We start from the raw sequence: 21,490 nt of genomic DNA on the forward strand, positions 1-21,490 counted from the left end.
GCGGTGGCCTGCGCGACCAAGCTCGGCGGACGTCCCCGACCAGCCGGGTGACGACCTGGACGGAAGCGGCCACCGCCACATTCTTGACCGCGGAAATTAATCGGCCAGGATGCGAGGCGTGACCTACCGGATGAGGCGCCTGATGACGGCCGGCAGCACCCTTGCCGCAGCCGCGACCCTGTTGGCCGGAGGAGTGTTCGGCGTGCCGACCACTGAGGACTCCACGACCGACACCACGCGCAGGCAGCCGCGCGGTGACGAGGCGACACCCATCCGGGAGATCGTCACGGCGCCGACGGGAGCCGCCGTGGTCGAGCCGCCGTACCGCGGCTGGTCCAGTTGGAGCATGCAGTCCAGCAACTATCCCGGCCTCAACCCGCGCGGCCCGGCGAGCTGGCTGCACGAGGAGAACGTCCTCACCCAGGCGCGCGCGATGGCGAAACACCTGAAGCCGTACGGCTATGAGTACGTCAACATCGACTCTGGCTGGACGGCGACGTGGGACTGGCAGGGCGGCTTCGACGCACACGGCCGGCAGACGCCCGACCCCGAGAGGTTCCCGCACGGGATGAAGTACGTCGCCGACGAGATCCACAAGCTGGGCCTCAAGGCAGGAATCTATCTCGCGGTGGGGCTGGAGAAAGGGTCGTACGACAAGGGCGATCTGCCGATCGCCGGTGCGCCGGAGTGCAGTACGCACGACATCGTCTACCCCGACCTGCGCACGACGAACGGCTGGGACTCCTCCTACAAGATTGACTTCGACCAGCCGTGTGCACAGGCCTACGTCGACTCCCAGGCGGCCATGATCGCCGACTGGGGCTACGACCTGCTGAAGATCGACGGTGTGGGACCGGGTTCGTTCAAGTCCGGGCCCAACTACGACAACCGGCCCGACATCAGGGCATGGCACCAGGCGATCGCCGCAACCGGCAGGGACATCCAGCTCGAACTCTCGTGGTCACTGGACCGGGCGGCTGTCAAGGACTGGCAGGTCTACGCCGACGGCTGGCGGATCGACACCGACGTCGAGTGTTACTGCGACACGCTCGTCACGTGGAACAACTCCGTCGACAACCGGTTCTACGACGTGCCTGCGTGGGTGCAGCATGCCGGGCCGGAGGGCTGGAACAACCTCGACACGGTCAACGTCGGCAACGGCGAGATGGACGGACTGAGCGACGCGGAGCGGTACTCGTACATGACGCTGTGGGCGATCTCGGCCGCACCGCTCTACACCGGCGACGACATGACGAAGCTCGACGCGCTCGGCAGGAAGCTCCTGACGAACCGCGAGGTGCTCGCCATCAACGCGGCGGGACGGCCCGCGAGCCCGGTGGTTCCGGATGCACTGCAGCAGGTGTGGAGGGTCCAGAACGCCGACGGGAGCTACACGGTCGCGCTGTTCAACCTGGACCGCAAGCCAGCGGTGGTCGGTGCGCGGTGGTCCGACGTCGGCTTCGCTGGCCCGGCGGCCGTACGGGACGTGTGGGCGGACAAGGGCCTCGGGCAGCAGGCCGACGGATACGTCGCGATGCTGCCGGGCCATGGGAGTCGACTCCTGCGGGTGACACCGAACGTGCCGGCGCTGTCGGTCGAGGCGGAGGCGGCCGGCAACGAGCTGGCGGGTACGGCGAAGATCAACGAGTGCGACGGATGCGCAGGCGGGCTCAAGGTCGGCGACCTCGGCGAGGGCGCTTCGGTGACTGTCAAGGGAATCTTGACAGAGCGTGCTGGTGCCTACGACGTCACGGTTTCCTACGTCGACGGCTCGAGCGGCCGGGCGATCGGCTTGGCGGTGAACGGCGGCCCCGTGCAGGAGGTCATGCTCGGTGGCGCGGACGACGACCGCTGGGACCGACCGCAGGGTGAGACGCTCCGGCTGTCCCTGGCACGCGGACAGAACACTCTCACCTTCAGCAATGTCGGCGGCTATGGCCCGGACATCGACCGCGTCACCGTGCAGGCGCGGTGACCCTGAGGCCACCGGTCGCCGACGGGTGTCCTCGGATGCCCTCAGAGGCCCTCAGGTGTCGATGTAGTACTGCTCCGGATTCGTCCATCCCGGCGAGGGAAAAGTCGTCAACCACGGCACGGACGACGGCACGTTGTGCAGAGTGTTCTTGACGACGCTGTAGCCGCCGACCGGCAACGCCGTGCCGATGATGACGAACTCCTCGCGCGCGATGCTGAGGATCTGCTGGAACAACTCGTCCTGCCGGTCGGAGTCCGATGTCGCCTTCACCTGGTCGTAGAGCTCCATCTGGCGGCGGATCTGGGCCGGCGGTTCCTCACCTTCCTTGCCGCGTGAGGCGTACCAGGTCCCCCACGGGATCGCCCACTGGCAGCCGGCGTGGGAGGGGAAGTACCACGTCGGGTCGAGTTGGACGTCATCGAGGCCGGGATAGCCGTCGTCCATGACGGCGTCGTGCTGGTTGGCCTCCACCCGGCCGATGACGAGCTCACTCGCGCCGGTCTGGACGCGGGCTTCGACGCCGACACGTTCCCAGTAGCGCTTGGCGAGTTCGGCGATGTCGACCCACGTGGAGATCGTGCCCAGGCGTACCTGCAGGGTGAACGCCAGCCGCTCACCGTCCGGGCGCAGCCGGAATCCCTCGCCGTCCCGCTCGGTGTATCCGGCGCGGTCGAGGTGGTCGTTCGCCTTCCCCACGTCGTACGCGGTGTACTGCTTGGCGAGGCCTTCGTCGTAGAACTTCGAACCGCGCAGCGGCGATGTCTGCCAGGGATCGCCTTGGCGTTGCAGGACGGTGTCGATGATCTCCCGACGGTTCAGTGCGTACGACAGGCCGATCCGGAAGTCCTTGTTTCCGAAGACCTTCCGCAGGTTCGGGTCCTTGTGCGCGAGGTTGAAGACGAACGTCGCGGCGTTCATGTTCGACTGCGGGACGTCGATGAAGTGGTAGGCGCCCTTCTTCCGACTGGCCGCGATCACCGGCTTGTCCCGCACCACGGCGAACTCGTCCGGGACCAGGCTGTACCGCCCTTCCGTCGTCTGCAGGACGGCGACCTCGGGATCGGCGACGACGTGGATGACCACCTTGTCGATGTAGGGAAGTTGGCTGTCCTGTGGATCGGTCTTCCAGTAGTACGGGTTGCGCTCCGCGACCAGCCGGAGGTTTCCCGCCAACGGCTCGGAGGTCTTCCACGCGGCGATCGTGGGAATGTCGGGGTTCTGCCACCAGGCGATGTCGGTCATCCCGCCGCCACCCTTCGCCATGAACAGGTCGCTCCAGCGGGGATGCCCTTCCTGCTTGGCGATCGCGTCGGCGTCGGAGGCGTAGTCCTTGTGGAACTGTTCGAAGTAGTGCTTCGGGTACGCGGTGAGCACGTTGCCCGCCGAGGAGGCGAGGTGCTTCAGGAACACGCCGTTGGGTTGGGTGAACGTGAAACGCACGGTGCGATCGTCCACCTTCTCGACCCGTGCTGGCCGTCCGCCCGCGGTGAGCCACTCCGGGAACGCCGGAAAGAGCGCGGCATTGCCGATGACGTCGTTGTAGGCGAAGTCGATGTCGTCGGCGGTGCAGGGTTCGCCGTCGGCCCATCTCGTACCAGGCTTGAGATGGAAGGTGTACTCCCGTCCATCCTTCCCCGCCTCCCATTCGGCGAGGTTCGGAATCACTTCCGTCCACCCGCGGTTCCATCGCACCAGGCCGTCATAGCCGATGGCCGTGTAGATGAAGCTCGCGTCGGGGTTTCCCATGCAGGTGTTCCACGTGCCGCCGTAGCTGCCTGCCCGCTCGGTCGGTTCGACCACGAGCGGGCTCGCCGGCATCCGGTCCTTCCTCGGCGGAAGCTTGCCCGCCTTCACCTGCTCGGTCAGGCTCGGCGCCTCCGGCAGCCGTGGACCGGAGGAGTCAGCGTCACCCTTGCCTCTGTCGTTCGATGAAGGATCGGTGGAGAGCAGGTCGCAGCCCGTGGCCGTGAGCCCGAGGAGGGTGCCGGCGCCAGCGGAGCGAAGTACCCCTCGCCTGCTGAGCTGTGGGTGGGGAGATTCCATCGACTCATCCCATCCGCGCAGTGTGAGAACTGGACAGTGCCGTCGATCATCAAGCCAGCCAGCAAATCATGGACGGAGAACGCGTGCGGCAGATCCTGGCCGCTACCGGCCGTCGTGTCCGTACCGGACAGCACGGGCAGCACGTGTATCACGTGGTGGACCAGTCGTGGATGAGTGAAAGGAGTCGGCGTGTGAGGCGGTCTCGTTCCTCCTGGGTGAGAGAGGCGGCGAAGTGTGGCCAAGCGAATAGCAGAATCTCGATCTCTGCTGCGACCAGTGCGCGGTGAAACAGAGCGGGATCGACTTCGCGATGTGCGACGTACTCGCGCAGCATGGCCTCGTACGGCAACTCGGCGCCATCGGCATTGGCGCGTGACCACAGGAACGCCAGCTCGCTGGCAGGACATCCGACTCCTGCTACCTGCCAGTCGGCCCACACGATCTGCTCGCCTTCGCGCAGGAGGTTGTCGACGTGGCAGTCGCCGTGGCCGAAGCAGTCCGGTATGGCCCGGAGGGCCTCCACGAGCTGGTCTGGTTCGTCGAGAAGCGGTCGTACGCTGTCGGCGGCGCCCGTCGTGGGCCAGTAGGCCTCAGCAACGTCGATGGGTGGTAGGTAGGGAAGCTTCCGGTGCACCGGTGGATCGATCCAGGGATCCTCGCCAGGCGGCGGGATCGAGTGAATGGCCGCTAGTTGCCGTGCTACTTCTAGCCATGCTGGCCGGTCCCATTCCCGGGCAGGTCGCGCAGAACCGTGAGCAGACAGCAGCAGTGCGGTGAAGTGATCGTTGTCGGCGTACCGGAGCAGTCTGGGTGTCGTGACAGGTACCTGGTCGGCCAGCGTCTGATAGAAGGTGAGCTCTCGCCGGGCGTTGTTCTGCCAGTCGCCGGCGACGGTCACCTTCAGCACCGCAGCGTCTCCGTCGATCTGCACGCGATACACCCCGGAGCCGGACGCGCCGCCCGCCAGGTCAATGCGCGTGGCACCCAGCTCCAATCCCACAGATCGCATGACGCGGGCAAGCTCATCGTCGCGCATTCCACACTCCCATCGGTGCCAGTCAGGTACCGCGCCGCCATTGGTGACGACTACTCACGCGTTGTCAGGCCGGTGGGTCTCGGAGGACCTCGTACCTGAGCCAGATCATCACAGGTCCACAGCTGAACGGGACCTGGCTCCATCTCGATCCACTCCCTCTCAACCGCCGATGACCTCGACACGGCGGCAGACGCGACGCCGGCGGCGGGCGTTGCTTACTCGCCCTTGGCTACTGGCGTGTTCATACGGATGGGACGACCTCGCGCAGGGCGGATGGCAGGGGAGTCGCATGGATGACATGCAGGCTGGTGACCGCACGGGTGAGGACGACGTACAGCCGATGAAGGCCGCGCGGCTCCGCCTCGACGATCCGCGACGGTTCGGCCACCACCACGGTGTCGAATTCCAATCCCTTGGCGAGCGGGGCGGGGACGCACACCAGTCGTGACATCTCCATGGCATCCTCGGTCGCTCCGAGGAGAGCGGGTGCGAGCCCGGCGGCGAGGAGTCCTTCGTACAGTGTCACGACGTCGGCGTCCGCGGCGATCACCGCGACCGACCCCTCACCGTCGAGCGCCTCGTGGCTCGTCGCCACGAGCGTGTCGAGGAAGTCGTGGTCGCCGGTCTCGACGATGTGGAGTGCGCCCGGAAGCTCACGGACGCCTCTCGGCTGGCCGAGCGTCGGCGCGATGAGGGGGAGAAGCCGGGCGGCGAAGTCGATGATCTGTGCCGGCACCCGGAAGCCGCGGTCGAGTTCGGTCAGTCGGGCGTCCGGCATGTCGAGGTGCTGGAAGACCTGTGGCCACGAGCCGACCGCCCAAGGTGTCGTGGCCTGGGCGAGGTCGCCGAGCACGGTGGCCGACCCTGACCGGCACCGCCGGCGGAGTGCACGAAGCTGCATCGCCGACAGGTCCTGCGCTTCATCCACGACGAGGTGACTGAGGGAGCCGGTACGCCGTTCGATGAGGTCGGCGAGCTCGTCCAGGAGTACGGCGTCGGCATCGGACCACCTGGCCGACTTCCACGAGCGTGCGGGTTTGGGCCAGAGGAGGGTGGCCTGCTCGTCCGGCGTGAGATCGTTTTCAGCGGCCGAGGCCAGGAAGTCGGCGTCGGAAAGCAGCCGGAACAACACCTGCTCCGGAACGACCCTCGGCCAGATCTCGTCGATGAGCTGCTTGACCGGCTTCGACCTGGCGACGGCGTTCTGCACCCGGTCATCGGGTGACTCACCGCGCTGCTCCATCCGGACCAGGACGGCGTGCGCGATTCGCTGGGCGAGTGCATTCCTGGCGAAGGCGTAGCGGGTCGAGCCACGCAGCGCCGCCACGATCTCCTGGACCTCGAAGTCGGGTACCCGGTAGCGGCGGGAACCCTTGGCGTACAGGATTCCCTCCGTCGGCGTACCGACCTGTGACCACAACGCCCGGTGCAGCACGGTCGCCATCCGGGCATCGGCCTTGATCGCCGCGACGCGCGAGTCGTCTCGTGCGACATCGTCTGCCAGCCCGAGCACCTCGTCGACCGTGGCCTGTTTGACGTCGACCTCGCCGAGCGCGGGAAGCACCTTGCGGATATAGGAGAGGAACGAGCGGTTCGGCCCGACGATGAGGACACCGCCGCCGTGGGCGAGGCGTTCCCTTTCGGTGTAGAGAAGGTACGCGATGCGGTGCAGGCCGACCGCGGTCTTGCCCGTGCCCGGAGCGCCTTGTACGCAAAGCGAAGGCTGCAGCGGCGCCCGGACGAGATCGTCCTGCTCGGGCTGGATGGTGGCCACGATGTCGCGCATCGGCCCGGTGCGTGGTCGTTCGATCTCGGCACGCAGGAACGCGTCGGTGGGGGTGGCCGTTACCGCCTCGTCGAGGAACTCGTCATCGAAGGCAGTCAGCTCCGCGGAGTCGGAGTAGCCGTAGCGGCGCCGCCGCCGGACGAGTTGCCGGTCACTGCGGGTCGCCCGATAGAACGGAACGGAGACCGGTGCCCGCCAGTCGATGACGAGCGGCGTGCCGAGTTCGTCATGCACATGTCGGCGGCCGATGTAGACCTGCTCCATCTCCTCGACGGCGCCGGAGTCGTAGTCCAGGCGGCCGAAGAACAACGGCACATCAGGCAGGTCGACAAGGGCCTGTACCCGGAGCCAGTGGGCCCGTTGGTTGGATTCGTTGGTGAAACGTTCGTCATTGTCCTCACCGCCGATCAGCGGTATTTCGCGGTGAAGGACGTCGTGATGCATGCGGGCGAGCGCGGCGCGTGCGGTGGCGAGAAAGGCGCGCTCGGTGTCGAGTTCTGGATCTTCGGCGTGATGGGTCAGGGGTTGGACGGATTCGACCATGGGAAGAGTCGCCCTCGGCTCGTGAATCGGCGGGGAACATCGGATTGGCGGCAATCAGCAGGGTCCCGCCCCGGACGAGCGATCCGGTTCGTTGCGATCCTTTGAAGTGGTGCGTAGGAAAGCCACCCAAAAAACGGCCCAGGGAGCCTATCAAGATCGATAGTTGGCCGCCACCGAATTTCCCGGGCCTGCCTGTCGACCCGACTCTTGGGACGTCCTCACTACTTCCGGAACACCTTCAGGGCGATCGCCGCCACGACCAGGATGGCGATGATCGCGATCATCAGCTGAGGGGTCTCCATTGTCGACCTCCAGGTCGGCGCTCGGCGGTGGTGGCCGGCTCATCGTGCGCCCGGCCGGTGCGGACAGTCCGGTGCGGACAGTTCGGTGCGTACGGCTTTGCGCGTACGGCCCTCCTCATGCCCGCCAGCCAGCCGCGTCTCACCCAGCGTGTCCGGCCGGGCCGCGTGATGGCCGTTTGTGGACCGGCGAAGCCGTGGCCACCGGCGGAAGGGAGGTTCTACGATGCGAAAATCCACTTCCACGGGATCGGCCCGTGATCGGCAGGAATGAGGACCATCCATGAGCTCCGCGACCGGTGGTGGCGACTCTTCATCCATCGCCATCGTTCTCGACCCGTCCGATCCACTGGCGACCGAGCCGCCCGTGCGGTGGGCGGTCAGCCACATGGCCGACGTCCTGGCCGGCGCGGGCGTCACCGTGCGTACCGACGCGGACTCCGAAGCGGACCTTGTGATCAACGTCGGCGGCGCCGGTGACCCCGGTCAGCCCGCGGGCCCGGAGGCCTTCGCGCTCAGCCGGCCGGACGGAGGCGAAGGTTCGGTGGGGGTGGCTGGTGCGGATGCGCGTGGCCTGGCGTACGGCGTGCTCGAACTCGCCGACCGTGCCCGTTTCACTGGCGACGTTCTCGGCGAACTCCGCGCCACGACGCCGGAAACTCAGCAGGCGGCGACGCCGGTCCGGAGCATTCTGCGCACCTTCACCAGTGACGTCGAGGACAAGCCCTGGTTCTACGACCGGGAATTCTGGACCGACTACCTCACCGAACTCGCCGTCAACCGGGTCAACCGGTTCCAGCTGGCGCTCGGCATGCAGTACAACTACGGCCACCATCCCGCGACCGACAACTACTTCTGCTTCCCGTATCCGTTCCTGCTCGACGTTCCCGGATTCGACATACGCGCCGGCAACGTGCCCGACGACGAACGTGACCGCAATCTCGAGACGCTGCGGTTCATCAGTGACGAGACGAAACGCCGTGGAATGCACTTCCAGCTCGGGCTCTGGAACCATGCCTTCGACCAGGGCGAAGGATCGGACCCGCTCTACCCGGTCACCGGAGTGACACCGGACAACCACGCGACCTACAGCGCGGCCGCACTGAGCCAGTTGCTGAACGAATGTCCGTCCATCGACGGCCTGACCATGCGGGTCCACTACGAAGGGGGAATCCCCGAGCCGAACCACGAGGAGTTCTGGCAGACCGTCATGACTGCCGTCGGCGAGGTCGGACGTCCGATCGAGCTCGACATGCACGCGAAGGGTGTCGACCAGGAACTCGTCGACATCGCGCAGGGAACGGGCCTTCCGGTGATCGTGTCCGCGAAGTACTGGGCCGAACACCAGGGGCTTCCCTATCACCAGACGACAATTCGCGAACGCGAACGGGCCACCAAGGAAGCCGGCAGTGGGCTGATGGCCATCACCGCGTTCCAGCGGCGCTTCACCAGGTACGGATATGGCGACTTCCTCCGCGAGGGCAGCGATCTCGGGTTGTTGTTCAGGATCTGGCCGGGCACCCAGAAGGTGTTGTTGTGGGGCGATCCTGAGCTGGCCGCCGGTTATGGGCGGCTCGGTACGTTCGCCGGCGCGCGGGGCATCGAGCTGTGTGAACCGTTGACCTTCAAGGGGCGCAAGAACACCGGGGAGGAGGGTGGGCGGGATCCGTACGCCGACGGAAGCCTGCGCATGGGCCGGGACGTGTGGAGGAAGTACCTCTACACCTACCGCCTGTGGGGACGGCTGCTCTACAACCCCGACGCCCAGCCGGACGAATGGCGCCGGTTCCTTCGTGCGGAGTACGGAAACGCGGCCGACGCGGTCGAGCAGGCACTCGCACCAGCCAGCCGGGTGCTACCGCTCGTCACCGTCGTCCACGGCCTCGGTGCCTCCAACAACGGTTACTGGCCGGAGATCTATCTCAACATGCCGATCGCCGGCGGACCGAATGCCGACCACTACGAGCGGGACACGGCGAAACCACCGACGTTCGGCGGTGTGAGCGCGTTCGACCCGAGCATGTTCTACCGGGTGGACGAGTACGCCGACGACGCGATCGCCGGCCGGCGGGACGGACGCTACACACCGCTTGACGTCGCTGAATGGCTGGAGGGTCTCGCCGACGAGGCCGAACGGAATCTCGCCACGGCGACCGGTCAGGCCGCGGATCCGGACGCGCCGGTATTCCGCCGGCTGGCGGTCGACGTGAAGGTGCAGGCCGGGCTAGGCCGGTTCTTCGCCGGAAAGTCCCGAGCGGGGGTGGCCTACTCCCTCTACGAACGCACCCGAGATGCGCAGCACCTGGGGGACGCGGTGGCCGCCTACCGTCAGGCGCGCGACGTCTGGGCGGGCATCGTCGAGGAGACGCGCGAGGTCTACCGGCCGGACCTCACCTTCGGCGACCTGCGGTCAGAACACGGCCACTGGGCCGACCGACTGCCGGCCATCGAGGAGGACCTCGCCAACCTCGAGCGGCTGCACGAAACCGCCAGGGCCGAGAAGAACACGCCTGTCAAGGCGAACCTGGCGGTGCCGCGAAGTGCGCGACCGCGCTTCACCCACCCGGCACCGGCCGAGTTCTCCCGTGGCGAGGACATCGCGATCGATCTCGTCCCGAGCGAGGCGTCGTTCGACGGCCACGTGGTCTGCCATTACCGCCATGTCAACCAGGGCGAGGACTTCGAGACCGCGGAGATGCGCTGGAACGGTGCGCGCTATCAGGTAACCGTCCCAGGTTCCTACACCGACTCCGACTTCGCGCTCATGTACTACTTCACCATCCACGACGCGGGCGGTGACGCCTGGATCTCCCCGGGCCTCGAGGATTCGCTGGCCAGCCAGCCCTATCACCTGCTGCGACAGAGGATCCACTGAGATGCCCAACGAACGGGCCGACGTCGCTCACGTCCTCGACGATCCACCGCCCCTGCACCGCAAGCTGCTGGACTACGGCGAGCGGCCCTACTGGTCGGCCGACGGAACCCGGATCGCCTTCATCGAAACGAACTACGGAGACGTCTGCGAACTCGACGTGGAGACCGGGAAGGTGCGGAACTTGACGCAGGGTCTGGGTGACCACCATGCGTTTCTCCGCGTCCTGATCCTGTCCAACGGCGACTATCTGCTGATCGGTCCACGACAGTTCACCGATCGCGACACCAGTCGGCATGTCGAGTCCGAGTTGTGGGTGCTGGACAAGAACGCGAGTCGGCCGCCGAAGCCGCTCGGTCGCCGCATCTTCGAAGGGTGCGGCGTCTCGACGAACAGTCCGCTGATCACCTACGCCGTCACCGGGAGGAACGATCCCGGTCTGGGTGATCCGGACGTCTCCGAGTGTCACGTCACCGAGATCGCCTACGGCGACGACGGTCCGGAGCTCGGCGAGGACCGGGTGTTCTACCGGACCAGGCGCGGTCTGCGCCCGGAACCACAGGACTTCCGCCACGATGACACCGAGGTGGTGTTCGCCGAGTACGTCAGAGTCGCCGGCGATGTGCGCCCGCGCTGCGTGGTCAAGGGCTGCCGGCTCGACACCGCCGAGTTCACCACCTACATCGACGAGCCGATGGTGCACAACGAGTGCGAGGGAATCTTTCCCGACCACGAGTACATCTGTCTCGAGTCCTCCTGCGACACCGACTGGCCGATGTTCCCACCGAGAGACCTGTGGAAGCTCAAGCTCGACGGTTCCCAACAGCGTGTACGCATGACCTCCATGCCCGGCGACCACACGTGGAAGGCGACGAACTCCAACGTGAGCCCGGACGGCAGATGGCTCGCGTTCATGGTGGGCCTTCGTGCGGACGAGGCGGGGTTCGGCCGTGGTCTCGGCCTGTTGGATCTGGACGCCTGGGAACGCACGCCGGAAGCCGAGCGGTGGGAGACGCCGGCGGACCGGGCGCGGGAGAACGCGGCGAAGTTGCTGAACTCCACCTCCGGCAAGCCCTGAATCCGATCAACGTCTTTCGAGTGTGTCTCCCGACGAGCAAGGAGTTTCGCATGCCTTCCCACGCGGCCACGTCAGTCACCGGTCCGTCGGTTCCCCGCAGTGAGGAGGTGCTGACCCCGGAGGCGCTGGCGTTCGTCGGCGCTCTCCAGCAGCGTTTCGGTGCGCGCCGGGAAGAACTTCTCGCGCGCCGCAGACAACGCCGGGACGAGGTGGCAAAGACCGGGACTCTCGACTTTCTCCCAGACACGAAGGCGATCCGGGACGATCCGGCCTGGCAGGTGGCGCCGGCGCCGAAGGACCTGCGTGACCGCCGGGTCGAGATCACCGGGCCGACGGAACGCAAGATGACCATCAACGCGCTCAATGCCGGCGCGCAGGTGTGGCTCGCGGATCTGGAGGACTCGAACACCCCGCACTGGTCCAACGTGGTGAGTGGGCAGGTCAATCTCGCCGATGCGGTCCGGCGACGCATCACGTTCGAGGGACCCGACGGGAGACAGTACGCATTACGCGAGGACGGCGAGCTCGCGACCATCGTCGTACGACCGCGTGGCTGGCATCTTGACGAGCGGCACCTCACCTTCGACGGTCAGCCGGCGACAGGTGCGCTGGTGGACTTCGGGCTGTACTTCTTCCACAACGCGCGCGAGTTGCTGGCGCGAGACAGCGGACCGTACTTCTACCTGCCCAAGCTGGAGAGCCACCTCGAAGCCCGGCTGTGGGCCGACGTGTTCGCCGTCGCGGAGGAACTGCTGGGAATCGAGCAAGGCACCATCCGGGCGACGGTGTTGATAGAGACGATTCCCGCGGCGTTCGAGATGGAGGAGATCCTCTACGAGCTCCGACACTACGCGTCCGGGTTGAACGCCGGTCGGTGGGACTATCTGTTCAGCCTCATCAAGTATTTCCGTGACGCCGGGCAAGAGTTCGTTCTCCCCGACCGGAACGCGGTGACGATGACGACTCCGTTCATGCGTGCGTACACCGAGTTGCTGGTGGCGACCTGCCACCGGCGTGGTGCGTTCGCCATGGGAGGAATGGCAGCTTTCATCCCCAACCGGCGCGATCCGGAAATCAACGAACAGGCGCTGGGAAAGGTCCGCGCGGACAAGGAGCGAGAAGCCTATGACGGCTTCGACGGATCCTGGGTGGCGCATCCGGACCTGGTGCCGATATGTAAGGACGTGTTCGACCGGCAGTTGGGGAGTCGGGAAAACCAACTCGAGCGGCGTCGTGACGACGTGGAGGTAGCGGCGGCGGACCTCCTCGATGTGGGGTCGACGCCCGGGACCCCCACTGAGGCAGGGCTTGCGAACAATGTCGCCGTGGCGCTGCGGTATCTCGCCTCGTGGTTGGGCGGCAACGGAGCCGTCGCCATCTTCAACCTGATGGAGGACGCCGCCACGGCCGAGATCTCCCGCTCCCAGATCTGGCAGTGGATCCACCACGCGACACCACTGGACAATGGGGAGGTCGTCACGGCCGAGCTCGTCCGGAGCGTGGCCGACGACGAGTGCGCCCACCTACGCGAAGAGATGGGCGAAGAGAATTTCCATCGCAGTAATTTCTCGCCGGCTCGCGAGCTCTTCGAAAAGGTCGCTCTGGCGCCGAGCTACGCCGACTTCCTGACGATTCCGGCGTACGAACTCATTGACGAATCCCGTCCCTAGGGCGACTGTTGGTCATGCCGTTCGGGGGCCCGAATCCGGCCAGAAAAAGTCCCCCTGTGTTCATTGACCTCACGATTTCCGACTCGTACCCTCAGCGGTACCCCGCCGCAATACGGAGCATCTCTTCCATTGAGAAGAGTGGCCCATCGAGAAGGGATGGACCATTCAGGAGCGGTGGCCATGCTCATCCACCGCTCCGCCTTCGTCCGGCGACGCCGATCGCGTGGCCGCCCCGTCGAGTCACCTCGACCATCCCACCCCCACACCGAGTCCCACGGTGGAAGGGACCTACGCAACACCCCGAAGCAGGAGAGATGAGCAGCATGAGACGGGCCATTTCACGCAAGCAGTTCCTGACACTAGGTGCATCGGTTGTGGGCGCGAGCTTCCTTTCCAGTTGCAGCGCGCTGTCGATGGACCCCGACACGAAGGGCCAGAACGGTCAGGGCGGGGGCGGCACTGGCGGGGGAACGAAGGGCAAGGAGGCGCCGAGTCTGGCGGCAAGGGTCAAGGCAGGCGACCTGCCGCCGGTCGCCGAACGGTTGCCGAAGGCTCCACGGGTCATCGAGCCCCTCGACCAGATCGGAACCTACGGCGGGACTTGGCGAACGGTCGACGCCAGCACGGACCCCAGCTGGCCGTGGATGACGGTGTGCAACGACCACCTGATCACCTGGGACCCGACCTGGAGCGAGATCATTCCCAACGCCGCCGAGTCCTTCGAGGTCAACGGCGGCGGTAGTGAGTACGTGTTCAAGCTGCGCGAGGGAATGAAGTGGTCCGACGGTGAGCCCTTCACCGCCGACGATCTGGTGTTCTGGTACGAACACATCTTCTCCAACAAGAAGATCACGCCGGTGCCGCAGTCGCAGCTCACCATCAACGGAAAGCCGTTGGTGGTGGAGAAGCAGGATGACGTCACGGTGGCGTTCACCTACGCGCAGCCCAACGCCTTGTTCCTCGAGAACCTCGCGATCCACGGCCCGCCGTTCCGGTTGCTGCCCCGGCACTACCTCGAGCAGTTCCACGCGGAGTTCACCTCCGGCTTGCCCGACAACTGGCACGAGACGTTCCTGGAGCGGATCGACGAGCTCAACAACATCGAACTCCCGGTGCTCACCGGATGGATTCCGAAGAACCCTCATGGCGACGGCGACCGGCAGGTGTGGGAGCGCAACCCGTACTACTGGAAGGTTGATCCCGACGGAAGCCAGCTGCCGTACCTCGACAGCGTGGTCTTCACCTTCTTCCAGGACCAAGGCCCGTTGATCCTGCAGGCGGCAAATGGCGACGTCGACCTCTACCAGCGGGCGGAGGTCACGACGCCGAAGAACCGACCCGTGCTGGCCCGCGGCCAGGAGACCGGCGACTACAAGCTCGTCGACGTCAACGATCCCAACCACAACACCATGGGACTGTGCCTGAATCTCACCCACGAGAATCCGGCCAAGCGCCGGATGTACCGGAACAAGGACTTCCGGATCGGACTGTCGCACGCCATCAACCGCCAGCAGATCATCGACCTGGTCCATCTGGAGCAGGGCCAGCCGTGGCAGACCGCGCCACGTCCGGAGCTGCCGTTCTACGAAGCGGAGGAGATGGGCAAGCAGTACACCGAGTTCGATCTGGCCCTGGCGAGACAGCACCTGGAGAAGGCAGGCGTCGGTGAGGTCGACGGCCAGGGTCGACGGCTCGGCCCGGACGGGCGCCCGATCATCATCACGGTTCTGAACCAGAGCCGCTATCCGCTGATGGTGGACGCGCTGGAGTTCATCAAGCCCACCTGGGAAGAGGTCGGTATCGAGCTTCGCATCGACAACGTGGCCCCCGAGCTCGTCAGCACCCGGCTGGAGGCTAACCAGTACGACTGCACCCCCGACTCCGGCGAGCTCGGCTATCTCGACATGGTGGCGGATCCGCGCTGGTTCTTCGCCACGGGCGGATCGTCCTACGCGCCCCTGTGGTCGCGGTGGTACGAAGGCGGCAGCCCGCAGGAGGAGCCGCCGGAGGCGATGCAGCGACAGGCGCGAATCTTCCGGGAACAGGTGCTCGGCAACAGTGACCGGGAGGCGCAGTACGAAGGGATGCGGCAGATCATCGACATCGCCAAGGAGGAGTTCTGGACGATGGGGATCAGCCTGCCACCCAAGACCTACGCCGTCGTCTCCAACCGACTGAAGAACGTCCCCGGCGATGACAAGATGTGGCTGTCGTTCAAGTGCCCGTATCCCGCGGTGACGAACGTCAGCCAGTACTACATCGACGAAGGCTGACCCGGCAGATTAATGAGACGATGATCAACTTTATCGTACGCCGGGTGGTGTACATGATTCCGACGGTGTTCCTCATCTCCGTCGTCGCCTTTCTCATCATCTCGCTGCCACCAGGGGACTACCTCACGACCCTGGTGGCACAGATGCGGGCGCAGGGAATCGAGATGGACCAGGGCCAGCTGGCGTCCCTGCAACAGCGTTACGGCCTGGGCGAACCGATCTACGTGCAGTACTTCAAGTGGATATCGGCCATCCTCACCGATCTCGACTTCGGCCAGTCGTTCCAGTACAACCGGCCGGTCGCCGACCTGCTGGCACAGCGCCTACCGCTGACCATCGTGATGGCGGCGGCGACGCTGATGTTCACCTGGATCATCGCCTTTCCGGTGGGGCTGTACTCCGCGGTGCGGCAGTACTCGGTGGGCGACTACCTCTTCACGACGATCGGATTTCTCGGGCTCGCAGTGCCGAACTTCCTCATCGCTCTGGTGTTGATGTACATGGGATATCGGTTCTTCGGCCTCAGCGTCGGTGGGCTGTTCTCGCCGACGTATGCGGATGCGGGGTGGAACCTCGGCAAGGTGGTCGACCTCCTCGGACACATCTGGGTACCGATCGTCGTCCTCGGAACCGCCGGCACCGCGGGGCTGATCCGCATTCTCCGTAACAACCTGCTCGACGAGCTACGGAAGCCGTACGTCGTCGCGGCGCGAGCGCGCGGAATTCCTGAACGGAAGGTGATCCTCAAGTATCCGCTGCGGATCGCGATGAACCCGTTCATCTCCACGATCGGCTGGATCCTGCCGGTGCTCGTATCCGGTGAGGTGATCGTCGCCCAGGTGCTGTCCCTGCCGACGACCGGCCCGTTGTTGCTGAGCTCGCTGCTCAGCCAGGACATGTACCTTGCCGGGTCGCTCATCCTGATCGTGAGTGTGCTCACCGTCATCGGCACGTTGTTGTCCGACATCGCTCTGGCGTGGCTCGATCCCCGAGTCCGGCTGCGCGGAATGTAGCGGCGGGAAGGCGAAGCATGGCAGGGGTGACGGGACAGGTGCCGATCAGTCAGGTCGCCACCCCCGACGGTACGTCCGGTCCGGGCGCCGGCAGCGACCGCACGCGGGAGGAGGACTTCTCGGCGAGCCAGGCGAAACTCGTCTGGCGTGCGTTCAAACGCCACAAGCTGGCGATGATCGGTGCCGTGGCGGCGATCATCTTGTACCTGGTCGCGCTTTTCGCTGAGTTCGTCGCGCCGTACTCCACCGGAAAGTTCCACGAGGAGTATCCCTACGCGCCGCCGCAGATGCTGCACGTGCTCGACACGAGTGGCGGCGGCTGGGAGGTCGGACTCTATGTTCACGGCTACACGTCGTCGCGGGACCCCGAGACGTTCGAGAACATCTACACCATCGACGAGTCGAAGAAGATTCCCGTCCGGCTGTTCGACACCTCGACCGACGAGTACCGGATGTGGGGGCTGATCCCGACCAACCTGCACCTGATCGGTCCGGTGGACGACAAGCAACCGATGTACCTTCTCGGCTCGGACCGTAGTGGCCGGGACCTGTTGTCCCGGCTGGTCCATGGCACGAGGGTGTCCATGACCATCGGGCTCATCGGCGTCACCATGGCGTTCATGCTCGGTGTGGTGCTCGGCGGGATCTCCGGCTACTTCAGCGGCAAGATCGACACGTTGATCCAACGCATGGTGGAGTTCTTCATGTCGATTCCCACGCTGCCGCTGTGGCTGGGGCTTGCCGCGGCGGTGCCTGGCGGGTGGGGCCCACTGAAGCGGTACTTCGCGATCACGGTGATCCTCGCGACATTTGCCTGGACCGACCTCGCCCGCGTCACGCGCGGAAGGTTCATGTCGTTGCGGGTCGAGGAGTTCATCACGTCGGCCCAGCTGGACGGCAATCGCCCACGCCGGTTGATCTTCCGGCACATGTTGCCGTCGTTCACCAGCCACCTGATCGCGTCGTTGACCCTCTCGATTCCCGGCATGATCCTTGCCGAGACGGCCCTGTCGTTCCTCGGTCTGGGTCTGCAGGCGCCGGTCGTCAGCTGGGGTGTTCTCCTGCAGGACGCGCAGAACGTCCAAGTGATCGCCAACGCGCCGTGGTTGATGCTGCCGGGCGTGGCCGTGGTGATCGCGGTGCTCTCACTCAACTTCGTCGGCGACGGTCTGCGCGACGCGGCAGACCCGTACAGTCAGTAGGAGATCGATGCCACGTTCTGACGGTCTACTCGCGATCGAGGGACTGAAGACGCACTTCTTCACCGACGACGGTGTCGTCCGTGCCGTCGATGGCGTCAACCTCAGCTTGCCTGAGGGAAAGACGGTGTGCGTGGTGGGCGAGTCCGGTTGCGGAAAGAGCATCACCGCCCGGTCGATCCTCGGTCTGGTGGAGTCGCCGGGCCGGGTGGTCGATGGCCATGTCTGGTGGCGTACGGACGGTGCCGGAACGAACGGGTCCGCGGCCGCCGGTGAGGATCGCGTCGACCTGGCGGCCCTCGACATCCGTGGCGAAGGGATGCGGAAGATCCGCGGCAACGAGATCTCCATGGTGTTCCAGGAGCCGATGGCGTCTCTGTCGCCTGTCTACACGGTGGCCAACCAGCTCGTCGAGGCGATCCAGGTGCATCTGCCGTTGAGCAAGGAGGAGGCCTGGAAACGCGGCATCGGTCTGCTGGAACGCGTCGGCATTCCCCGACCTGAACGGACGATGGGCAGTTATCCGTTCCAGCTCTCCGGTGGCATGTGTCAACGGGTGATGATCGCTATCGCGCTGGCCTGCGAGCCGCGGCTGCTCATCGCCGACGAGCCGACGACGGCGCTCGACGTCACGACCCAGGCGCGCATCATCGACCTGTTCATCGACATCCAGCGCGACACCGGGATGGCGATGATGTTCATCACGCACGACCTGGGTGTGGTCGCCGAGATCGCCGACGAGGTGATCGTGATGTACCTCGGAACCGTGGTGGAGCAAGGCGGCGTTGACGAGATCTTCCATGACCCGAAGCATCCCTACACCCGGGCACTGCTGGACTCCATCCCCACCATGGGTCGCGGGGTGCGGCAACGACTGTCGTCGATCCGCGGGCAGGTGCCTCATCCGCTCGACCGGCCGAAGGGCTGTCCGTTCCAGCCGCGCTGCGACCACGCGGTCCCGGGGCTGTGCGACACGGTCGAACCGCCGACGGTCACGCTCGCCGACGAGCGCCGCGTCCGCTGCGTACTGCACGATCCTGATCTGCTCCGAAAGCACGAGCTGCGCCAGGCCACGGGAGTCCGGGTGGACGGAGGGGAGGGAGCATGACGACAGCGGCGGAAACCACCGACTCCGTGCGTACGGACGACACGGAAGCGTTGCTGCGGGTCGAGAACCTCTCGATGCGCTTTCCCATCAGAGGTCGCGGCCTCTTCGCGCGGACGACGGGCCATGTCCAGGCGGTCAACGACGTCAGCTTCGCGATCCGTCCTGGCGAGGTTCTCGGCCTGGTGGGTGAGTCCGGCTGCGGGAAGACGACGCTGGGCCGGTGCATCGTCCGCAGCTGCCAGCCCACCGACGGTCACCTGTACTACCGCAATGACGATGGCAGTGCGGTCGACCTGGCGCCGATGGGCATCCGGCAGCTCCGTGCGTACCAACGAAGGATCCGGGTGATCTTCCAGGACCCGTTCTCCTCGCTCAATCCGCGCATGACGATCCTGCAGATAGTGGGTGATCCGCTCACGGCCAGCGGGGTCGCGCGGGGCTCTGAGGTGGAGGACCGGGTGGCCGAGATCCTGCGCAAGGTCGGCTTGTCACCGTCGCACATGCGCCGTTATCCGCATGCGTTCTCCGGTGGTGAACGTCAGCGGGTCAACATCGCCCGCGCGCTCATCGTCAATCCCCAACTCGTCATCGCCGACGAGGCGGTGTCCGCGCTTGACGTCTCGGTCCGGGCGCAGATCCTCAACCTGCTACGCGATCTGCAGGACGAGTTCGATCTCACGTACCTCTTCATCTCCCACGACATGTCCGTCGTCGAGAGCATCTGCAACCGCGTGGCGGTGATGTACCTCGGAAGGATCGTCGAGGTCGCCACGACCGAGGAGTTGTACGACGATCCGCAGCACCCCTACACCGAGGCTCTGCTGTCGGCGGTGCCGCGCCCGGACCCGCGGCTGCGGGGCAGCGGACGTCGGATCCGGCTGTCGGACAACTTCCCCGACCCCGCCAATCCGCCGAGCGGATGCTTCTTCCACACCCGGTGCCGGTACGCCGACGAGGAACGGTGTACGTCGGAGCGACCGGAACTCCGGGTGATCGACGGCCACCACCTCGCGGCCTGCCACCACGCGGAGAAGCTGTCCCTCGCAAGTGCGACGATCCCCGCCGAGGACGCATGACACCCGGCCCGCGCCGCCTGCGTCCCCGAGGCACTCGTCGACGTCCGGTCTCACCTCCGCCTGGAGACATTCTCGCTTGACGCCGCGGTGTGCTTCCTGGTCTGCTTACCCGGCCCGATCAATGACTGGCGTGACGCCACCGAGACTGGAAGGAGACGAGTCATGTGTGTCCTGTTTCGTACCCTCGCTCCGAAAGGTCTCTCAGGTTGGCATTCGCACGTTCGTTCCGGTGCGCGCACTGCGGCGTAGACGTCTCGCTCGACGCGCCCGGCACCTCCCATCGCAATCACTGTCCGAGTTGTCTGTGGTCCCGGCACCTTGATCGCAACGTGCCGGGTGACCGGAAGACCGACTGCGCCGGCGGGATGGAACCCATCGCGGTCACCGTGCGCGGCAAGGGTCGGTGGGTCCTCATCCACCGCTGTACGAACTGCGGGCGGCTCCGGCTCAACAAGACCGCCGGTGATGACAATCCGCTGCTCCTCGTCCGCCTGGCCGCGTTGCCGTTGACGATGCCGCCGTTCCCGTTCCAGCGACTGCAGGACGAGTAGAGCGGGGACGGGTAGCTGGCCTCAGGGCGAGTGGTGAACAGGGGCGGGAGCTCCGGCGCCGGCCGGAAAAACGGCTGGCGGCGCACCCCTGCCCGGCTTGTACCGTGCGGGGGTGGCAGAAGACGGCGAGATCCTCCAGGACCGCTCCGACCGGCCGGTGGTCCGGGTCGGCTCGACTGTCCGCCATCCCCTGCAGCCATGGACTCCCGCCGTCCATGCGCTGCTCGGCTACCTGCGGGACGCCGGGTTTGCGTACGCCCCGCACGTGGTCGGCATCGAAGGCGACGTGGACATCCTCACCTACATCGAGGGCGAGTCCGGCCCGGACGGCTGGGCGAAGGTCGTCGACGAGCGCGGTCTGCGGGCGGCGGCGCGGCTGCTTCGGGAGTACCACGACGTCGTGGCGGCATGGCGGCCGGACGTCGAGCCGGTCTGGTTCACCGGGGAGCGCGGGACCGGCGGGCCGGGCGAGGTGGTCTGCCACGGGGACTTCGGGCCGTGGAACATCGTCTGGCAGGGCGTCCAGCCGGTTGGCCTGCTGGACTGGGAGTACGCCAACGTCGCGTCGCCCCGGCAGGACGTCGCGTACGCGCTGGAGTACATGGTTCCGTTCCGCGACGACGCCGAATGCCTGCGGTGGTTGCGCTATCCGGAGCCTCCGGACCGGCGGCGGCGCCTCGAGATCTTCGCCGAGGCGTACGGACTGGCATCGACCGATGGCCTGGTCGATGAGGTGATCGCGGTGCAGCTGGGCGGGCTGGACACCGTCCAGAGACTCGCGGACGAGGGGCACGAGCGCCAGCGGGAGCTGGTGGCCGCCGGCTATCTGGACGAACTCCGGGACCGCATCCGGTGGAGTGAGCAGAATCGCCGCCTCTTTGCGCCCTGACTGCTCGGCTGGCGGCATCTCAGGACCACTCCAGGATGGATGAGGGTGCCCCTGCTGCGAACCAGCCCGCACCGGCACC

The 21,490-nt window shown here is 66.0% G+C and carries 14 protein-coding genes; 11 read left to right on the forward strand and 3 right to left on the reverse strand.

From position 1 onward, the window contains the following. Positions 1-118: 118 nt before the first annotated feature. Positions 119-1,975: an alpha-galactosidase D gene (locus ABN034_RS21680; protein ID WP_349692823.1), complete on the forward strand. Its 1,857-nt coding sequence runs from the start codon at positions 119-121 to the stop codon at positions 1,973-1,975. Positions 1,976-2,026: 51 nt separating this feature from the next. Here ABN034_RS21680 and ABN034_RS21685 read toward each other — a convergent pair whose 3' ends face one another. The 3 genes from ABN034_RS21685 to ABN034_RS21695 form a co-directional block, all read right to left on the reverse strand. After that, positions 2,027-4,018 carry an ABC transporter substrate-binding protein gene (locus ABN034_RS21685; protein WP_349692824.1) on the reverse strand — a complete coding sequence of 664 codons (1,992 nt, stop codon included), beginning with the start codon at positions 4,016-4,018 and terminating at the stop codon, positions 2,027-2,029. A gap of 148 nt (positions 4,019-4,166) precedes the next feature. After that, a complete protein-coding gene (locus ABN034_RS21690) occupies positions 4,167-5,054 on the reverse strand; it encodes an aminoglycoside phosphotransferase family protein (RefSeq protein WP_349692825.1) in 888 nt (295 codons plus the stop codon). A 241-nt stretch (positions 5,055-5,295) separates the two neighbouring features. Beyond that, positions 5,296-7,383, reverse strand: coding sequence for a HelD family protein (locus ABN034_RS21695; protein WP_349692826.1), 2,088 nt, complete (start codon positions 7,381-7,383; stop codon positions 5,296-5,298). A gap of 582 nt (positions 7,384-7,965) precedes the next feature. Here ABN034_RS21695 and ABN034_RS21700 point away from each other — a divergent pair. The 10 genes from ABN034_RS21700 to ABN034_RS21745 all read left to right on the forward strand — a co-directional run bounded on the left by ABN034_RS21700 (position 7,966) and on the right by ABN034_RS21745 (position 21,411). Beyond that, complete coding sequence (locus ABN034_RS21700) at positions 7,966-10,557, forward strand: hypothetical protein (protein ID WP_349692827.1); 2,592 nt, start codon at positions 7,966-7,968, stop codon at positions 10,555-10,557. Between the two features lies 1 nt (position 10,558). Beyond that, positions 10,559-11,632 carry a TolB-like translocation protein gene (locus ABN034_RS21705; RefSeq protein WP_349692828.1) on the forward strand — a complete coding sequence of 358 codons (1,074 nt, stop codon included), beginning with the start codon at positions 10,559-10,561 and terminating at the stop codon, positions 11,630-11,632. Positions 11,633-11,682: 50 nt separating this feature from the next. Next, positions 11,683-13,302 carry a malate synthase A gene (gene aceB / locus ABN034_RS21710; protein WP_349692829.1) on the forward strand — a complete coding sequence of 540 codons (1,620 nt, stop codon included), beginning with the start codon at positions 11,683-11,685 and terminating at the stop codon, positions 13,300-13,302. 413 nt (positions 13,303-13,715) lie between these two features. Next, positions 13,716-15,575: an ABC transporter substrate-binding protein gene (locus tag ABN034_RS21715; protein WP_349692830.1), complete on the forward strand. Its 1,860-nt coding sequence runs from the start codon at positions 13,716-13,718 to the stop codon at positions 15,573-15,575. A gap of 20 nt (positions 15,576-15,595) precedes the next feature. Further along, positions 15,596-16,588 (forward strand): ABC transporter permease, encoded by a 993-nt coding sequence (locus ABN034_RS21720; protein ID WP_349692831.1) that lies wholly within the window; start codon positions 15,596-15,598, stop codon positions 16,586-16,588. A 17-nt stretch (positions 16,589-16,605) separates the two neighbouring features. Further along, positions 16,606-17,790, forward strand: a complete 1,185-nt coding sequence (locus tag ABN034_RS21725) for an ABC transporter permease (RefSeq protein ID WP_349692832.1) — start codon at positions 16,606-16,608, stop codon at positions 17,788-17,790. A 7-nt stretch (positions 17,791-17,797) separates the two neighbouring features. After that, complete coding sequence (locus tag ABN034_RS21730) at positions 17,798-18,895, forward strand: ABC transporter ATP-binding protein (RefSeq protein ID WP_349692833.1); 1,098 nt, start codon at positions 17,798-17,800, stop codon at positions 18,893-18,895. Further along, positions 18,892-19,971 carry an ABC transporter ATP-binding protein gene (locus tag ABN034_RS21735; protein ID WP_349692834.1) on the forward strand — a complete coding sequence of 360 codons (1,080 nt, stop codon included), beginning with the start codon at positions 18,892-18,894 and terminating at the stop codon, positions 19,969-19,971. Before ABN034_RS21730 ends, ABN034_RS21735 begins: the two co-directional genes overlap by 4 nt. 164 nt (positions 19,972-20,135) lie before the next feature. Then, a complete protein-coding gene (locus ABN034_RS21740; RefSeq protein WP_349692835.1) occupies positions 20,136-20,522 on the forward strand; it encodes an RNHCP domain-containing protein in 387 nt (128 codons plus the stop codon). A gap of 112 nt (positions 20,523-20,634) precedes the next feature. Further along, entirely contained in the window at positions 20,635-21,411 is a 777-nt protein-coding gene (locus ABN034_RS21745; RefSeq protein WP_349692836.1) for an aminoglycoside phosphotransferase family protein, read from the forward strand. The last annotated feature ends 79 nt before the right edge of the window (positions 21,412-21,490 follow it).

This window comes from Actinopolymorpha sp. B11F2, from assembly GCF_040195635.1.
GTDB lineage: Bacteria > Actinomycetota > Actinomycetes > Propionibacteriales > Actinopolymorphaceae > Thermasporomyces.